The 15,235-nt window shown below is 61.6% G+C and carries 15 protein-coding genes; 8 read left to right on the top strand and 7 right to left on the bottom strand.

Annotated elements, in window-relative coordinates:
* Positions 1 to 21: 21 nt before the first annotated feature.
* The 3 genes from LAD35_RS00885 (at position 22) to LAD35_RS00875 (ending at position 3,892) form a co-directional block, all read left to right on the top strand.
* Positions 22 to 1,218, top strand: coding sequence for an acetyl-CoA C-acetyltransferase (locus tag LAD35_RS00885; RefSeq protein WP_224150893.1), 1,197 nt, complete (start codon positions 22 to 24; stop codon positions 1,216 to 1,218).
* Between the two features lie 99 nt (positions 1,219 to 1,317).
* Positions 1,318 to 2,304 carry a Bug family tripartite tricarboxylate transporter substrate binding protein gene (locus tag LAD35_RS00880; RefSeq protein ID WP_224150892.1) on the top strand — a complete coding sequence of 329 codons (987 nt, stop codon included), beginning with the start codon at positions 1,318 to 1,320 and terminating at the stop codon, positions 2,302 to 2,304.
* Positions 2,305 to 2,386: 82 nt separating this feature from the next.
* Positions 2,387 to 3,892, top strand: a complete 1,506-nt coding sequence (locus tag LAD35_RS00875; protein WP_224150891.1) for a class I adenylate-forming enzyme family protein — start codon at positions 2,387 to 2,389, stop codon at positions 3,890 to 3,892.
* A 29-nt stretch (positions 3,893 to 3,921) separates the two neighbouring features.
* Here LAD35_RS00875 and LAD35_RS00870 read toward each other — a convergent pair whose 3' ends face one another.
* On the bottom strand, positions 3,922 to 4,740 hold the full coding sequence (locus LAD35_RS00870; RefSeq protein ID WP_224150890.1) for a TlpA family protein disulfide reductase: 819 nt from the start codon (positions 4,738 to 4,740) through the stop codon (positions 3,922 to 3,924).
* 230 nt (positions 4,741 to 4,970) lie between these two features.
* Between LAD35_RS00870 and LAD35_RS00865 the strand changes: the two genes are divergently transcribed.
* Positions 4,971 to 5,465 (top strand): hypothetical protein, encoded by a 495-nt coding sequence (locus LAD35_RS00865; protein WP_224150889.1) that lies wholly within the window; start codon positions 4,971 to 4,973, stop codon positions 5,463 to 5,465.
* Positions 5,466 to 5,535: 70 nt separating this feature from the next.
* On the opposite strand, the gene LAD35_RS00860 is transcribed toward LAD35_RS00865, so the two are convergent.
* From LAD35_RS00860 to LAD35_RS00850, 3 genes are all read right to left on the bottom strand, one after another.
* Entirely contained in the window at positions 5,536 to 6,975 is a 1,440-nt protein-coding gene (locus tag LAD35_RS00860; protein WP_224150888.1) for an NAD-dependent succinate-semialdehyde dehydrogenase, read from the bottom strand.
* Positions 6,976 to 7,058: 83 nt separating this feature from the next.
* Positions 7,059 to 8,276 (bottom strand): ABC transporter substrate-binding protein, encoded by a 1,218-nt coding sequence (locus LAD35_RS00855; RefSeq protein WP_224150887.1) that lies wholly within the window; start codon positions 8,274 to 8,276, stop codon positions 7,059 to 7,061.
* Positions 8,277 to 8,318: 42 nt separating this feature from the next.
* Positions 8,319 to 9,521 (bottom strand): ABC transporter substrate-binding protein, encoded by a 1,203-nt coding sequence (locus LAD35_RS00850; protein ID WP_224150886.1) that lies wholly within the window; start codon positions 9,519 to 9,521, stop codon positions 8,319 to 8,321.
* Positions 9,522 to 9,801: 280 nt separating this feature from the next.
* Here LAD35_RS00850 and LAD35_RS00845 point away from each other — a divergent pair, with 280 nt between their 5' ends.
* Genes LAD35_RS00845 through LAD35_RS00830 form a run of 4 tightly spaced genes read left to right on the top strand, consistent with a single transcriptional unit; the run spans position 9,802 to position 13,059 of the window.
* Positions 9,802 to 10,167, top strand: a complete 366-nt coding sequence (locus LAD35_RS00845; protein WP_224150885.1) for a Zn-ribbon domain-containing OB-fold protein — start codon at positions 9,802 to 9,804, stop codon at positions 10,165 to 10,167.
* Between the two features lie 19 nt (positions 10,168 to 10,186).
* Complete coding sequence (locus tag LAD35_RS00840; protein ID WP_224150884.1) at positions 10,187 to 11,380, top strand: thiolase; 1,194 nt, start codon at positions 10,187 to 10,189, stop codon at positions 11,378 to 11,380.
* A gap of 13 nt (positions 11,381 to 11,393) precedes the next feature.
* Positions 11,394 to 12,554: an acyl-CoA dehydrogenase family protein gene (locus LAD35_RS00835; RefSeq protein WP_224150883.1), complete on the top strand. Its 1,161-nt coding sequence runs from the start codon at positions 11,394 to 11,396 to the stop codon at positions 12,552 to 12,554.
* 49 nt (positions 12,555 to 12,603) lie between these two features.
* Entirely contained in the window at positions 12,604 to 13,059 is a 456-nt protein-coding gene (locus LAD35_RS00830; protein ID WP_224150882.1) for a PaaI family thioesterase, read from the top strand.
* Positions 13,060 to 13,203: 144 nt separating this feature from the next.
* On the opposite strand, the gene minE is transcribed toward LAD35_RS00830, so the two are convergent.
* The 3 genes from minE to minC form a co-directional block, all read right to left on the bottom strand.
* Entirely contained in the window at positions 13,204 to 13,464 is a 261-nt protein-coding gene (minE, locus tag LAD35_RS00825; protein ID WP_184705154.1) for a cell division topological specificity factor MinE, read from the bottom strand.
* A gap of 5 nt (positions 13,465 to 13,469) precedes the next feature.
* Complete coding sequence (gene minD, locus LAD35_RS00820) at positions 13,470 to 14,282, bottom strand: septum site-determining protein MinD (protein ID WP_224150881.1); 813 nt, start codon at positions 14,280 to 14,282, stop codon at positions 13,470 to 13,472.
* A 79-nt stretch (positions 14,283 to 14,361) separates the two neighbouring features.
* Positions 14,362 to 15,105 carry a septum site-determining protein MinC gene (gene minC / locus LAD35_RS00815; protein ID WP_224150880.1) on the bottom strand — a complete coding sequence of 248 codons (744 nt, stop codon included), beginning with the start codon at positions 15,103 to 15,105 and terminating at the stop codon, positions 14,362 to 14,364.
* Positions 15,106 to 15,235 lie beyond the last annotated feature (130 nt).

Below are 15,235 nucleotides of genomic sequence, written 5' to 3'. Positions count from 1 at the left end.
ATCAGAATTGAGGAGACAAGCATGCGCAGAGCAGCCATCGTGACCCCCTTGCGAACCCCCGTCGGCACCTACGGCGGCAGTCTGCGCCCCGTATCGGTGGAAGAACTAGCCGCCACTACGGTGCGCGCCGTGGTGAACAGAAGCGGTATCGACCCCAGCCGTATCGATGACGTGGTGTTTGCCCAGTCGTACGCGAGCAGCGAAACGCCCTGCGTGGGCCGCTGGGCCGCATTGCAGGCAGGCCTGCCGGTAGAGGTGCCGGGCATGCAGCTGGACCGCCGATGCGGCGGCGGCCTGCAGGCCGTGGTGACCGCCTGCATGATGGTGCAGAGTGGCACTGCCGATGTGGTGATTGCGGGCGGTGTGGAAAGCATGAGCAACATCGAGTACTACACCACCGACCTGCGCTGGGGCAAGCGCGCGGGCAGTGTGACCATGTATGACCGCCTGGACCGGGGCCGCGAACGCTCGCAGCCGACAGAACGCTTCGGTGTCATCTCCGGCATGATCGAAACCGCCGAGAATCTGGCGCGCGACTATGGCATCAGCCGGGAGGCCGCCGATGCGTTTGCCGTGCGCAGCCACCAGCGCGCCGCAGCTGCCTGGGAAGCGGGCCGCTTCAACGCCGAGGTGGTTGCCGTGAGCGTGCCGCAGAAAAAAGGCGATCCCACGCTGTTTGAATGCGATGAGGGCTTCCGTGCAGACGCATCGATGGACAGCCTGGGCAAACTGCGCGCACTGATGAAGGGCGGCACCGTCACTGCGGGCAATGCCAGCCAGCAGAACGATGCTTCTGCGGCCTGCCTGATCGTGGCGGAAGACAAGCTCAAGGAACTGAACCTGACCCCCATGGCCAGCCTGGTGGGTTGGGCCGCCGCAGGTTGCGAGCCATCGCGCATGGGCATTGGCCCGGTGCCTGCCGTCAAGAAACTGCTGGCCAAACTGGGGCTGTCCATGCACGACATGGACCTGGTCGAGATCAACGAAGCCTTTGCCTGCCAGGTGCTGGCCGTGCTGCAAGGACTGGAATGGGATGACCCCGAACGCCTGAACGTGAATGGCTCAGGCATCTCGCTGGGCCACCCCATCGGTGCAACAGGTGTGCGCATTCTGGCCACCTTGCTGCATGAACTGGAACGCCGCAAGGGCCGCTACGGGCTCGAGACCATGTGCATCGGCGGCGGCCAGGGCATTGCTGCAGTGTTCGAGAGGTATTGACCCTGCGGCGCAGCACGCCTCTTTCGCAAAACAGACCAGCGTTCAAGACCCGGTGCGATACCAGCCTTGCACGAGGGAGCAGACTTTAGGAGACAAAACATGACCACTTTCAATCGCCGCAGCCTGCTGGCCGCTACCGCTATCGCCTGTGCTGCATTTGCCGTCTGTGGCGTTGCGCGCGCCCAAGGCTCGGGGGCGCCCGTGCGCCTGCTCGTAGGCTACTCTGCGGGCGGACCGGTGGACCAGGGGGCTCGCCTTTTTGCCATTGCGCTGTCCAAGGAGCTCGGCCAGACCGTGGTCGTCGAGAACAAGACTGGCGCCAACGCCACCCTGGCAGGCAGCGAAGTGGTGCGCGCCAAGCCTGACGGCCTGACCCTGTGGTTTGCCGCCAGCCCCACCATCACCATCAGCCCCAATGTGATGAGCAAGATGCAGTTCGATCCTGCCAAGGATCTGACGCCTATTGCGCCGGTTCTGAGCTACTACAACGTGCTCGTCGTCAACAACGACCAACCTTTCAAGAATACGCAGGAGCTGGTTGCGTATGCCAAGTCCCACCCCGGCAAGCTCAACTATGCGTCGGCCGGCGTTGGCGGCTCCAACCACCTGGGCGCGCTGCTGTTTGCCAAGCGCAGCGGCATTGAGATGAACCACGTGCCCTACAAAGGCAATGCCCCCGCGATGACTGATGTGATCGGCGGCCAGATCAACATGATGCTCGACATCATCAGCACCGCCAGCACCTACATCCACAGCGGCAAGGTGCGCGCCATTGCCGTCACCTCGCCGCAGCGCAACCCCTCGCTCCCCAACGTTCCCACGTTTGCCGAGAGCGGCATCGAGGGCCTCAAAGGCTTTGATGTGGGCGGCTGGTACGGGGTATATGGCCCCAAGAACATGCCTGCGGATCTGACCGCCAAGCTCAACAAGTCCATCAACGCAGCGCTGGCGCAGCCCGAGCTCAAGGCCAAGTACAAGGAGCTGGGCTATGACGAGTGGGTGGGCAGCCCGCAAAAGCTGGCCGAGCGCGCCGCGCAGGAGCGCCAGATGTGGTCCACCGTAACCCAGGGCATTGTGATTGACTGATCGCGCTTTGCAGGGCACTGTCGTGCTTTCAATTGCGGGCCGTGCGGCCCCTTGCAGACGCTGAGAGAAATGAGAAGAACTGATGGTTGACCGTATTCACGAACTGCTGGACCGCTGGCTGCAGGAGGCGCCCGACCGCCCTTTCATCCATCTGCCTGATCGTGTCCTGAGCTACGCCGATCTCGGCAAACTGGTGGACGCGCTGGAAGCCGAGCTGCGCAGCCAGCAGGTACGCCCTGGTGACCGCGTTCTGGTTGTGGCGGAAAACTGCCCCGAGCATGCCGCCCTGCTGCTGGCTGCCAGCCGCGTGGGTGCCTGGGCCTGCGGCGTGAATGCGCGCATGGCACCGGGTGAGGTGCGCGCCTTTGCCGACAAGGCCGACGCCCGCATCATCTACTTTACCGACCGCGTCTCCAAAGCCGCAGCCGCGCATGGCGAGCGCTTTGGCGCCACGCCTTCGTGCGTGCCGGGTCTGGCGCACAGCGCCGTGTTTGCCGATGCCCGGCCTGAGCCCGAGCCAATGGGCAACCCGGTGGCGGCCATCATCTTCACATCCGGCACCACCGGCGCGCCCAAGGGCGTGATGATGAGCCACCGTGGCGTGGCGCACTTCGCGCGCGTATCGGCGCAATCGCGCCAGCTGGGGCCACAGGACAAGGTCTACGCCTTTGTGCCGATGACGCATATCTTTGGCCTGGGCACCGTGCTGCTGGCGTCGCTGCATGCAGGCGCGGCGCTTGAGATGCGCAGCCAGTTCGAGCCCGCCGACCTGATGGATGCGCTGGCCCACCACGGTATCACCCAGCTGCAAGGCCCACCCACTCTGTTTGCACGCCTGCTGCAGTATTGCGAGCAGCAGGGAATCACCCGCCCCGCAGCCCCCCAACTGCGCTATCTGTACACCGGTGCGGGGCCGCTTGATCTGGCCCTCAAGCAGAAGGTGGAAGCCCTGTTCGGCCAGACGCTGCACCATGGCTATGCCATGAGCGAATACGCGGGCTCGCTGCACCTGACACGCATGGAAGAAGCCCGCAGCGACACCAGCGCAGGCTATTGCATCGAAGGGGCCGAACTGAAGATTGTGGATCCGAACACCGGCGCCACCCAGCCATGCGGTGAGCGGGGTGAAATATGGGTTCGCGGCACAGGCCTGATGCCCGGCTATTTCCGCGATGCCGAGGCCACAGCGACCGCACTGCGCGACGGCGGCTGGTACGCCACAGGCGACCTGGGCGAGCTGCATGCTGATGGCGCACTGTTTGTGGTGGGGCGCCTCAAGGAGATGATCATCCGCTCGGGCTTCAACGTCTACCCCAGCGAGGTCGAGCATGCGCTGAACAGCTTCCCCGGTATCCAGCGCGCCGCCGTAGTGGGCCAGAAAGAGGCTGACGGCAACGAGGCGGTGATCGCCTTCATCGTGCAGGATGCCAGGCATCCGCCAGATGCCGATGCGCTGCAGGCGCACCTGCGCGAACACCTGGCGCCCTACAAGCGCCCTGCGCGCATCATTGCCATCGACGACCTGCCCGTCAACGCCAACGGCAAGGTCATGAAGCGCGAACTGCAGGCTCGCCTGGAGTCATCCTGAACTATCAAAAAAATAGCATTTTGTGCTTTCTAACGGGGCGCGGGCGCTATTTTTTCCATGAATTCATTCAGGCTCGCTGCCGACAGTTCGCCCACACGCATGCCCTGCAACCGGCCATTGGCATCGTAGAACAGGGTCGTCGGCAAGGCGCGGCTGCCAGCCACCTCGGTCATGGCATTCCTCGGATCCAGCAGCACCTGCGCTTCCGGCAAACCAAAGCCGCGTGCGGCAGCCAGTGCCACCTCGGGCTTTTCCTGCTGGTTGACCCACAGGAACTGCACCTGCGGATAACGCCGCTGTGCTTCAAGCAGCGCAGGCATTTCACGCACGCAAGGCGTGCACCAGCTGGCCCACAGATTGATTACCACGGGCTTGCCTTTGAACTGATCGAGTGCGTGCGTCTTCGCGTCCAGCGCTACCAGTTGCAGTGTCGGCAGGGCCTTGTCGCTGCCCGACAATTGCTGCACCAGCGCATTGCCGCCCAGCCATACTGCGCCAAACAGAACCGCAGCACCGGCCAATGGCTGAAAGACGGCCTGCTTGCGCAACCACAGCCACCAGATGTATATGATCGCCACCGCCAATGCGGCCCAGGGCTCCCAGCCACCGTCACGGATATTGATGATGGACAGCGGCTGCGCCAGGTATTCGTCGGCATAGCGAGCCACAAAACCTGCGCGTGCGGCCACCAGGGCCAACAGCGGCAACAGCCAGACATGGGGTGCGATGGTCAACCCTAGCTTGCGTGCCCAACGCGTATACAACTGGTCAGCCGCCAGAAACGCCAGCAGCAAGACCAGCAAACCCCAGGGCAGCGCAAACGGCCCAACCTGCAAACTGGCGCTCATGAATGTTCTCTTTCCAATCAGAAAAAAAGGGCTGCAGAGGTCATCTGCAGCACCTGTGTATCCACTGTCGGAGTGCCCGGCCCGCCATTGGTTCCCCGCAAGCGCAGCGCAAGTAACTAGCTGCCCCAGGATTTCACCATGTTCGGCGGCCATATATAGTGTGCAGACTCATTTGCCAAAGCAGCGGGCAGGGGCCCGACCCATCGTCCATTGAATGGAGCACAGAAATCATGAAGCTCAGCAACAAGGCAGCTCGATTCGGATGGTGGTTCTCTGCATGCTTTTTGCTGATGTGCGCCATGTTTACATACATCCTCATTCGCGATGGCCTCTCGCATGTGCAGACTGATTCACCATCCGCATTCGACCACGCCCTGCCATGGCTCATGCCAACCGTACTTGCGGTGTTCTGGGCTGCCGGGCTTGGCGCAGCCTGGTATCTGATGGGCATCCCTTGTATCGAGGCAAGGGTTGACACTTCCGGGTCCGTGCATATTCTCAGGCGCTATCCACTCAGGACAGAATCCCAGATCATTCACGCGGCAGACCTTGCCGGAGCAGCGCTTGTGGAGACCAAAGATTCAGAGGGCGATCTGTACTACTCCATCAGACTGACCACCGCTGATGGAATGCAGATGGATGTCGCACAGAGTCCGGATCGCGCAATTTGTGAAGCCGCGTTGAGCCGCTTCAACGCAGCCTTGAGAGCTTCGGCCGCCGGGTAGCCCTTTGGTGATGCCCGGATAAAGCCGTCCCAGGCATCACCAGCTCATCTTTCCATCAATGGCAGCTGGCTTACTGGTCCTCGCTCACCAGCTTGATGTTGCAATACGCCTGCAGCCCTTCAATGCCACACTCGGATCCCCAGCCGCTTTCCTTGATGCCACCGAACGGCGCCTCGGCCATCGAGATGTTCAAGGTGTTGATGCCCAGCATGCCGGTTTGCACGCCGTTGGCCAGCTGCTGGCGCACGCCGCTGTCCTGCGTGAAGGCGTAGGCCGCCAGGCCATACTGCAGGCGGTTGGCGCGGCGCAGTGCCTCTTCCATGTTGTCCACAGGATTGATGAGCGCCACCGGGCCAAACGGTTCCTCGTTCATCAGGCCTGCGTCTTCATCGACATGGCTGAGCACCGTGGGCTCCCAGAAGAAGCCCGCGCCCGGCATGCGCTTGCCGCCTGTATGCAAGGTGGCTCCGCGTTTTTGCGCGTCGGCGATCAGGCGCGTCAATGCTTCAATGCGACGCGGGTTGGCCAAAGGCCCCATGGTGCTGGCCTCTTCCAGGCCATTGCCCACCTTGAGCTGCTTTGTGCGCCCCACAAACGCCTCTACAAAGCTGTCGAACACCTCGCGGTGCACATAAAAGCGCGTGGGCGAAATGCAGACCTGCCCTGCATTACGGAACTTGCCCGCAACCAGCGTATCAGCGGCCTTGGCCACGTCTGCGTCCTTCCAGACAATGACGGGTGCGTGGCCACCCAGCTCCAGCGTGGCGCGCTTCATGCTCCTGGCGGCCTGCGAGGCAAGCATCTTGCCCACCGCAGTGGAGCCGGTGAACGAGAATTTTGCAACTTCGGGCTGATCGAGCAGGTAGCCTGATACTTCTGCTGGCACGCCAAACACCATGTTCAGCACACCAGCGGGCAGCCCGGCGTCGTGCAGCACGCGCACCAGCTCCTGCGCAGTGGCCGGGGTTTCTTCTGCAGGTTTGAGGATCAGCGTACAGCCCGCAGCCAGCGCCCCTGCGATCTTGCGAGCGGGAGTGATGGCGGGAAAATTCCATGGTGCAAAGGCGGCGCAGACACCGACCGGCTCATGGTGCACGGCAATGCGCTGGGTAGGCGTCTTGCCGGGTACCAGTCGACCATAGTTGCGGCGGCCTTCTTCGGCGTACCAGTCATAGGTGTCGGCGGCGGCCAGTACTTCGAGCCTTGCTTCGCGCAAAGGCTTGCCCTGCTCCAGCGTCATGCAGGTGGCAATATGGGTGGCACGTTCGCGGATCAGGCTGGCAGCCTTGCGCAGGATGTCGGAGCGCGCAAGCGGCGATATGCGTTTCCAGCCTTCAAAGGCAGCACTGGCAGCCTGCAATGCAGCCTGCAGATCGGCCTGGCTGGCGTGGGGAAGATCGCCCAACACCGATTCGTCCACAGGGTTGAACACCGGCTCGCTCTTGCGCCCCTCGGGGGGTAGCCATTGGCCGTTGATAAACAGCTGCAATTGTGGATAAGCATGGGACATGGTTGGCTCCTGCGGGTGTCTTTAGTGCATGAGACGATCCATCCAAAAAGGAAGACCGCGCTGTGTTGTGGATAAGCCTGTGCCTATTTCTTCACCAGTGCACATTTGCCATCGGCCATGGGGCGGAAGGCCTTGTCGCCGGGGATGGTGGCAAGGATCTTGTAGTAATCCCACGGGCCCTTCGATTCATCGGGCGACTTGACCTGGGCCAGGTACAGGTCGTGCACCATGCGACCATCTTCTCGCACATGGCCGTTCTGGCTGAAGAAGTCTTCGAGCTTGTTGGACTTGAGGTACTTGGTTACCGCCGGTCCATCATCAGAATTGATAGCTGCAACCGCCTTCAGGTATTGGGTTACCGCCGAATATGTGCCTGCATGCACCATGGACGGCATGGTTTTCTTGCCCATGCGCTCAAAAAAGCGCTGCGAGAAGGCGCGCGTCTCGGGGGTGCGGTCCCAGTAGAAGGCGGTGGCAAATGTCAGGCCCTGGGCGGTCTTGAGGCCGAGGGAGTGCACATCCTGGATGAACATGAACTGCGGCGCCACGGTCTGGTTCTTCATCAGCCCGAACTGGTTGGCCGACTTGATCGCGTTGATGGTGTCGTTGCCCGCACTCACCAGCGTAACGACAGGTGCCTTGGACTCCTGCGCCTGCAATACAAACGAGGAGAAGTCGCTGGCATTGAGTGGGAAGTTGGTGCGTCCTACGATCTTGCCTCCGCCCTTGCTGACGATGTTGGTCACCGTCTCGGCCCCTGCTTTCCCAAAGGCATAGTCCACCGCCATGATGTACCAGTCCTTCTTGCCCTTTTCCAGCATGGCATGTGCCACGCCGCTGGCCATTGCATAGGTATCGTAGGTGTAGTGAATGGCGGTGGGAATGCAAGCCTCGCTGGTCAGCGCGTCCGAAGCGCCTCCCGAGGTGAGGATGAGCTTGTTACGTTCCTTGGCGAGGTTGTAGACCGCCATGGCGACGGCAGAGTTGTTCAGGTCCACCACCACGTCCACACCTTCGGTGTCGAACCAGGTGCGCGCGCGGCTCGCCCCCACGTCGGCCTTGCCCTGGTGGTCGGCAAAGACCACCTCGATCTTCTTTCCTGCCACCGTCCCACCAAAATCCTCGACCGCCATCTTCGTGGCCTCGACCGAACCTCGTCCGGCCGTGTCGGCATAGGGGCCGGACATATCGCTGAGCACTGCGATCTTCACCACATCACCCGAGATGGCCTGGGCCTGAACGGGTAGTGCGGCTGCGGTAACAGTGGCTGCAAGTGTGGCGATGGCTGTCAAATGTTTCATGGCTTGTCTCCTGGATGTCGGCAATGAATCAGCGGTCTGTGATCAGGATTTCTTCACCAGCGAGCAGGTGCTCTTGGACAGAGGACGGAAGGCCTCTTCGCCGGGAATGGTGGACACGACCTTGTAGTAATCCCAGGGCGCCTTCGATTCCTCGGGCTTTTTCACCTGCACCACATACATGTCGTGCACCATGCGGCCGTCCTCACGCACGTAGCCGTTCTGCGAGAAGGCGTCGTTGATCTTCATCTTCCTGAGCTGCGCCGCCACGGCCACTCCATCGTCGGTACCCGCCTCCTTGATGGCCTGCAGGTAAGTCATCACGGCGGAATAATCACCCGCCTGCACCATCGACGGCATCTTCTTCATGCGTTCGAAATAACGCTTGGCCCATGCCCGCGATTCGGGCGTGCGGTCCCAATAGAAGGCGGTGGCGAAGGTCATGCCCTGACCGTATTTGAGACCCAGGCCATGGATGTCGTTGATGAACATCAGCTGCGGCACCAGTACCTGGTTCTTCGTCAGGCCAAAGTCGTACGCCGCCTTGATGGTGTTGACCGTGTCGTTGGTTGCATTGGCCAGCGTCACCACCTGCGCCTTGGAGGCCTGCGCCTGCGTGACGTATGAGGAGAAATCGCTGGCATTGAGCGGGTGCGCCACCTGACCGGTGATCTTGCCACCGCCCGCTTCCACAAACTCTGTCGCCGTGGCCGCCATGGCCTTGCCTGCTGCGTAGTCGACCGAAATGATGAACCAGTCCTTCTTGCCTTGCGCCAGCACGCCTTTGACTGCGGCGTTGGTCATGGCGTAGGTGTCATAGGTGTAGTGCACCAGGGTGGCGCCGCAATGCTCATTGGTCAATGCAGTCGAGACGGCGCCGGTGTTCATCACCATCTTGTTCCGCTCGCGTGCCAGGCCGTTGACCGCGATGGCGACTGCGGAGTTGTTCATGTTCATGACCATGTCCACACCGTCGCTGTCGAACCACTGGCGCGCCTTGGTCGCAGCCACGTCTGCCTTGTTCTGGTGGTCAGCCGAGACCAGCTCGATCTTCTTGCCCAGCACGGTGCCGCCGAAGTCGGCGATGGCCATCCTGGCGGCTTCCACCGAACCTTTTCCCGCCGTGTCGGCATACAGGCTCGACATGTCGCTGAGCACTGCGATCTTCACGACATCTCCCGAGATGCCCTGCGCCTGCGCTGCAAGGCACGCCAATGCGGCAGCCAGCCCCAGTGTGGTTTTCCTCATGTTCTTGTCTCCGATTCTTATTGAGCCCCTGATGCTAGAGCTTTATGGCGCAGCAGCTTTTGCCTTTGCAAAGCCGTGCCTTAGCCTGTGCCAAAGCCTTGAAAACCCTAAGAACCTGCTCAAAGAACGTGTTTGTGATCTGGCGTCTGTTTCAGGTTGTCGCCTGCGTTGATCAAGTCGCGCCAAACCCCCTCTTCCGCAACCAATAATTGCGTGCCGGGATGAAATCGCCCATGCTCCACCATCCGCCCGATACCGCAATACCGAGAAAGACAACGCAATGACACCTTCGATGTCAAGCCAATACCAGGCCGCGCTCGATGCAGGCAGCTTCCAGATCCAGCGCTGCACGGCCTGCCACAAGGCCATCTTCTATCCTCGCGAACTGTGTCCGCATTGCGGCAGTGACCAACTGGCCTGGGAACAGCCCTCCGGCCAGGGTACGGTGTACTCGACCACGGTCATCCGCCGCAAGGCCGAGGCCGGGGGCGACTACAACGTGGCACTGGTCGATCTGGCCGAAGGCCCGCGCATGATGAGCCGCGTCGAAGGCATGGCGCCAGCCGATGTGAAGATCGGCATGGCGGTGCGCGCACAAGTGGTGCAGCACAACGGCAAGGGCTTGGTGGTATTCAAGGCCGCATAAGAACGAAAAGGACAAGCACATGGCACAAGTACACACCAGCTCCGGCCTGCGCGCGCTGCGCGGCAAGGCGGCCATCACCGGCGTTGCCACCTACGGCTGCGGCGAGACTCCCGGCTCTGACGACATGATGCTGCTGGCGCGCGCCGCGCATGCGGCCGTGGCCGATGCAGGCCTGACCATGCAGGACATCGACGGACTGGCGACCTGCAGCGTCAATGCCACCATGTGGCCCATGCCGGTCATCGAACACCTGGGTATCAACCCCAATTACATCAATGGCACCATGGTGGGTGGGTCGAGCTTCATCGCTCACCTGCTGCCCTCGATCATGGCGCTTGAAGCGGGCCAGTGCAAGCATGTGCTGGTGTGCTACGGCAGCGCGCAGCGCTCTGCCGCCTTTGGCCGCAAGGAATCGACTGCCGCACGCAAGTTCATGGATCCGCAGCTTTTCGAACACCCCTTCGAGCCCGTGATGCCGGTGGCCGCCTATGCCATGGCCGCTGCGCGCCATATGCACCAGTACGGCACCACGCGCGAGCAGCTGGCCGCCGTGGCGGTGTCAGCCCGCCAATGGGCACAGAAGAACCCCGAAGCCTTCATGCGCGACCCGCTGACCATTGAAGAGGTATTGGGCGCTCGCATGATTGCAGACCCGTTCACCGTGCGCGATTGCTGCCTGGTCACCGACGGCGCCGGCGCCTTTGTGCTGAGCCGCGCCGAAGACGCCAAAAACGCCCCGAACGCCCCCATCTATGTGCTGGGCAACGCCACGGCCTGCTGGAACCGCCAGATCTCGTCGATGCCCGACCTGACGGTGACCGCCGCCAGCCAATCGGGCGCGCAGGCCTTTGCAATGGCCGGATTGCAGGCTGCGGACATGGATGTCGTGGAGCTGTATGACGCCTTCACGATCAACACCCTGCTCTTTCTGGAGGACCTGGGCTTTGTCAGAAAGGGTGAGGCCGGTGCCTTTGTTGCCAGCGGCGCGATTGCGCCCGGCGGCAGCCTGCCGGTCAACACCAACGGTGGGGGACTGTCGTGCGTGCACCCGGGCATGTATGGCATCTTTGCATTGATCGAAGCCGTGCGCCAATTGCGCGGCAATTGTGGCGAACGCCAGATCGCAGGCGCCCAGCTGGCCCTGGCCCATGGCAACGGCGGCACGCTGTCCAGCCAGGCCACGGCGATCCTCGGCACGGCCGCAACTTTGTGACAGGACTGCAGACATGATCCGCGATAACGAAACCCTGGAAGCGCTGCTCGACAGCGTACGACGCTTTGTGCGTGAGCGCCTGGTACCGGCCGAAAACGAAGTGGCCGAGACCGATGAGATCCCCGAGTCCATCGTGCAGGAAATGCGCGAGCTGGGCTTGTTCGGCCTCACTATCCCCGAGCAGTTCGGTGGCCTGGAGCTGACGATGGAAGAGGAGGTGCGCGTGCTGCTGGAACTGTGCCAGACCTCGCCCGCCTTCCGCTCGGTGATTGGCACCACCGTGGGCATCGGCTCGCAAGGCATTCTGATGGACGGCACCGATACGCAGAAGGCCCAGTGGCTGCCCAAGCTGGCCACCGGCGAGGTGATCGCCTCGTTTGCACTGACCGAGCCCGAAGCTGGATCGGATGCCGCATCGCTGCGCACCACAGCCATCAAGCAAGGCGACCACTACATCGTCAACGGCACCAAGCGCTTCATCACCAATGCACCGCACGCCGGAATGTTCACGCTGATGGCGCGCACCAACCCGGCCGACAAGGGCGCGGGCGGCGTGTCGTCCTTCATCGTTGACGCAAAGACGCCCGGCATCAGCTTTGGCAAATACGACAAGAAGATGGGCCAGCGGGGCGCGCACACCTGCGACGTGATCTTTGACAACGTGAAAGTGCCTGCCGCAAACCTGATTGGCCTGCAGGAGGGCCGGGGCTTCAAGACCGCGATGAAGGTGCTGGAAAAGGGCCGCATCCACATTGCCGCCGTGGCCGTGGGCTGCGCCAAGCGCATTCTGCGCGATGCGTTGCAGTATTCGCTGGAGCGCAAGCAGTTCGGCCAGGCGATCTGCGATTTTCAGCTGGTGCAGGCCATGCTGGCCGACAGCCAGGCAGAGCTGTATGCCGCCGAGTGCATGACCATCGACGCAGCCCGTCGGCGTGACGATGGCCAGAACGTGTCCACCGAGGCGTCGAGCGCCAAGATGTTTGCCACCGAAATGTGTGGCTGCGTGGCCGACCGTGCTGTGCAGATCCTCGGCGGAGCGGGCTACATGGCCGAATACGGCATCGAGCGCTTCTACCGCGATGTGCGTCTGTTCCGCCTATACGAGGGCACCACGCAGATCCAGCAGATCATCATCGCGCGCAACATGGTGCGCGAAGCGAGGGCCAACGCATGACCGGCGAGTTCGAGCTGCACTTGGTGGCGCCAATCATGGAGACGGCCCGATGAGCACGGTAGATCGCCATCACATGAGCATCGAGGACATGAACAGCCGCGTGCCTTTCCTGCGCCTCATTGGCGCCAGGCAAGACCCGAACTTTGAGGACGGCATTGTGCGCGTGCACCTGTCGGATCTGCGCGAGGACCTGTGCAATCAACTACCCGCCGCGCATGGCGGCATTCTGATGACCTTGCTGGATGTAGCCATGTCACGTGCGGCCGTACTGGCGCCCGGAGCGCCATCGAGCACCGCAGTGACGGTGGAGATGTCGTCACGCTTCATCTATCCAGGGCGCGGCCCGTTGGTGGCTGAAGGCTGGGTCATCAACCAGGGCCGCTCGCTGTGCACGTGCCAGGCCAATATCTATGATTCGGAGCGCCGCATTCTGGCCACCGCACAGGGCACCTTCAAGTACTGGAAGGCGCATGCCTATGACAAGTCCTCCGAAAGCAGTGCATAAAGCAAGGATTTGTGGATAAATAGGCCGCCAGCACTTATCCATCTTGCGGCAGCAGCGATTGAAACCATCGTTATCCACATGAAAAACGCGACCCTTGGGTCGCGTTCGTTTATTCACAGGCTACCTGACCTATTGGCGCCGGGCTTACTTGGCGTCTGGCAGCTCGATCTTGACTTCCAGCACTTCCAGGTTGTCCTGGCGCTCCAGATTGACGCGGACATCGTCTGGATTGACCGAAACGTACTTGGCGATCACGGCCATCAGCTCTTTTTGCAGCGCAGGCAGGTAGTCGGGCTGGTTGTTGCTGCGGCCGGTGCGCTCGTGCGCCAGAATGATCTGCAGGCGCTCTTTCGCAACCGAGGCCGTCTTCTTCTTTTCACCCAGGAACAGGGACAGCAAGGACATGGCGCTTACCTCCCGAAAATACGTTTGAAGAAGCCAGGCTTTTGCGCTTCGATGAAGCGCATCGGCTTGTCTTCGCCCAGAAAGCGCGACACCACATCCTTGTAGGCTTCCGACACATCCGTTTCAGGCAGGTTGATCGCAGGCGTACCCTGGTTGGATGCCTGCAGCACCGATTCGGACTCGGGGATCACGCCAATCAGCTTGATGCGCAGAATGTCCTGGATGTCCTCCAGCGACAGCATCTGGCCATCCTGTACACGGTTGGGGTTGTAGCGGGTGATGAGCAGGTGTTCCTTGATCGGGTCGCCACCGTCGATGGCACGTTTCGTCTTGGAGCTGAGCATGCCCAGGATGCGGTCGGAATCTCGCACGGATGAGACCTCGGGGTTGGTCACCACCAGCGCTTCGTCTGCAAAGTGCATGGCCATCAAGGCACCGCTTTCGATACCGGCGGGCGAATCGCAGACGATGTAGTCAAAATCCATCTCCGCCAGATCCTTGAGAATCTTCTCGACGCCATCCTGCGTCAGCGCATCCTTGTCACGGGTCTGCGACGCTGCCAGGATGTAGAGGTTTTCCAGCTGCTTGTCCTTGATCAATGCCTGGTTCAGGTTGGCCTCGCCCTGGATCACATTGATCAGGTCGTACACCACGCGGCGCTCGCAACCCATGATCAGATCGAGATTGCGCAGGCCGACGTCAAAGTCGATCACGGCCGTTTTGTGGCCCTGCAATGCCAGACCAGCCGCAAAGCTTGCACTGGTGGTGGTTTTGCCAACTCCGCCTTTGCCGGAAGTTACAACGACGATTTTTGCCATCTTATGATCCGTTCTCTTTACGTCCTCAATTGTTCAATGCCCCGGTGGGCCGTCTCCAGAGCTCACCATTCCAGGCCGCCTATAGCGGCTCAATCAGCAGTTTTTCGCCATCCAGGCGCACCATCGCAGGCTTGCCCGCCACATCCGGCGGCAAGTCCGATTCAACCGTACGGTAGATACCGGCAATCGATACCAGTTGCGGCTCAAAACAGGTGCAATAGATGCGGGCCGACGTATCGCCCCGCGCACCGGCCACGGCCCGTCCGCGCAATGGGCCATACACGTGCACATTTCCGTCGGCAATCACTTCGGCACCAAAACTGACAACCGCATTGACCACCACATCGCTGCCTGCCGCATAGACCTGCTGGCCCGAGCGCATGGGTTTGTCCACCCGCACCGTGGTCTTGGCCGGCAATTGCACTTCCTTGACCACTTCCACCTCGTGGATCACCTCGCGCACTGCGGGCTCTTCCGCAGCGGTTGCGCGCACCGGTGGCGCCTCGGGCGCGGCAGTGAGGCCAGCCGCACGGGCGGCCTGCATCTGCTGCGCATTGCCGCCGCGCACGGCCACCGGCATGGTGCGGTACTGGCGCAGCAAGGCCATCAGCGCCTCGAAGTCGATGGGCGTCTCTGCATCGCGCACCTGCACCAGGTCAATCAGCACGGGATCGTTGTCGAACAGCTCCGAGTCACTGCCGAAGCGCTCAGAAAACTCGCGCGCCAGCTGCTCGGCATCTGTCGACCGCAACGCAAATGCGACCACCGGCAACTGGGCGCTTTTCATATCAAAACCGCTGCGCTGCGTCGTTTCACCTGACATGGATGTAGTAGCCGATCTATGGACTGGACATGAATCGGCAAAGTGTAACCTGCCATGCAGCGAATCGCCGCTGCGTCCCACCGGTTTTAAGGCCAAAGCGCCATTGCGGCAACACTCTTTTACCAATCCT

The organism is Comamonas odontotermitis, from assembly GCF_020080045.1.
GTDB lineage: Bacteria > Pseudomonadota > Gammaproteobacteria > Burkholderiales > Burkholderiaceae_C > Comamonas > Comamonas odontotermitis.
The sequence above is the reverse complement of the archived record's forward strand: the minus strand, read 5'-3'. Positions and strand labels throughout refer to the sequence as shown.

What these genes read in the sequence shown, in the direction of transcription:
- minC (WP_224150880.1), bottom strand. Translation starts at nt 15,105, where the DNA reads ATGTCAGGTGAAACGACGCAGCGCAGCGGTTTTGATATGAAAAGCGCC.
- LAD35_RS00885 (WP_224150893.1), top strand. Translation starts at nt 22, where the DNA reads ATGCGCAGAGCAGCCATCGTGACCCCCTTGCGAACCCCCGTCGGCACC.
- LAD35_RS00875 (WP_224150891.1), top strand. Translation starts at nt 2,387, where the DNA reads ATGGTTGACCGTATTCACGAACTGCTGGACCGCTGGCTGCAGGAGGCG.
- LAD35_RS00855 (WP_224150887.1), bottom strand. Translation starts at nt 8,276, where the DNA reads ATGAAACATTTGACAGCCATCGCCACACTTGCAGCCACTGTTACCGCA.
- LAD35_RS00835 (WP_224150883.1), top strand. Translation starts at nt 11,394, where the DNA reads ATGATCCGCGATAACGAAACCCTGGAAGCGCTGCTCGACAGCGTACGA.
- LAD35_RS00880 (WP_224150892.1), top strand. Translation starts at nt 1,318, where the DNA reads ATGACCACTTTCAATCGCCGCAGCCTGCTGGCCGCTACCGCTATCGCC.
- minD (WP_224150881.1), bottom strand. Translation starts at nt 14,282, where the DNA reads ATGGCAAAAATCGTCGTTGTAACTTCCGGCAAAGGCGGAGTTGGCAAA.
- LAD35_RS00865 (WP_224150889.1), top strand. Translation starts at nt 4,971, where the DNA reads ATGAAGCTCAGCAACAAGGCAGCTCGATTCGGATGGTGGTTCTCTGCA.
- LAD35_RS00870 (WP_224150890.1), bottom strand. Translation starts at nt 4,740, where the DNA reads ATGAGCGCCAGTTTGCAGGTTGGGCCGTTTGCGCTGCCCTGGGGTTTG.
- LAD35_RS00840 (WP_224150884.1), top strand. Translation starts at nt 10,187, where the DNA reads ATGGCACAAGTACACACCAGCTCCGGCCTGCGCGCGCTGCGCGGCAAG.
- LAD35_RS00845 (WP_224150885.1), top strand. Translation starts at nt 9,802, where the DNA reads ATGACACCTTCGATGTCAAGCCAATACCAGGCCGCGCTCGATGCAGGC.
- LAD35_RS00860 (WP_224150888.1), bottom strand. Translation starts at nt 6,975, where the DNA reads ATGTCCCATGCTTATCCACAATTGCAGCTGTTTATCAACGGCCAATGG.
- minE (WP_184705154.1), bottom strand. Translation starts at nt 13,464, where the DNA reads ATGTCCTTGCTGTCCCTGTTCCTGGGTGAAAAGAAGAAGACGGCCTCG.
- LAD35_RS00850 (WP_224150886.1), bottom strand. Translation starts at nt 9,521, where the DNA reads ATGAGGAAAACCACACTGGGGCTGGCTGCCGCATTGGCGTGCCTTGCA.
- LAD35_RS00830 (WP_224150882.1), top strand. Translation starts at nt 12,604, where the DNA reads ATGAGCACGGTAGATCGCCATCACATGAGCATCGAGGACATGAACAGC.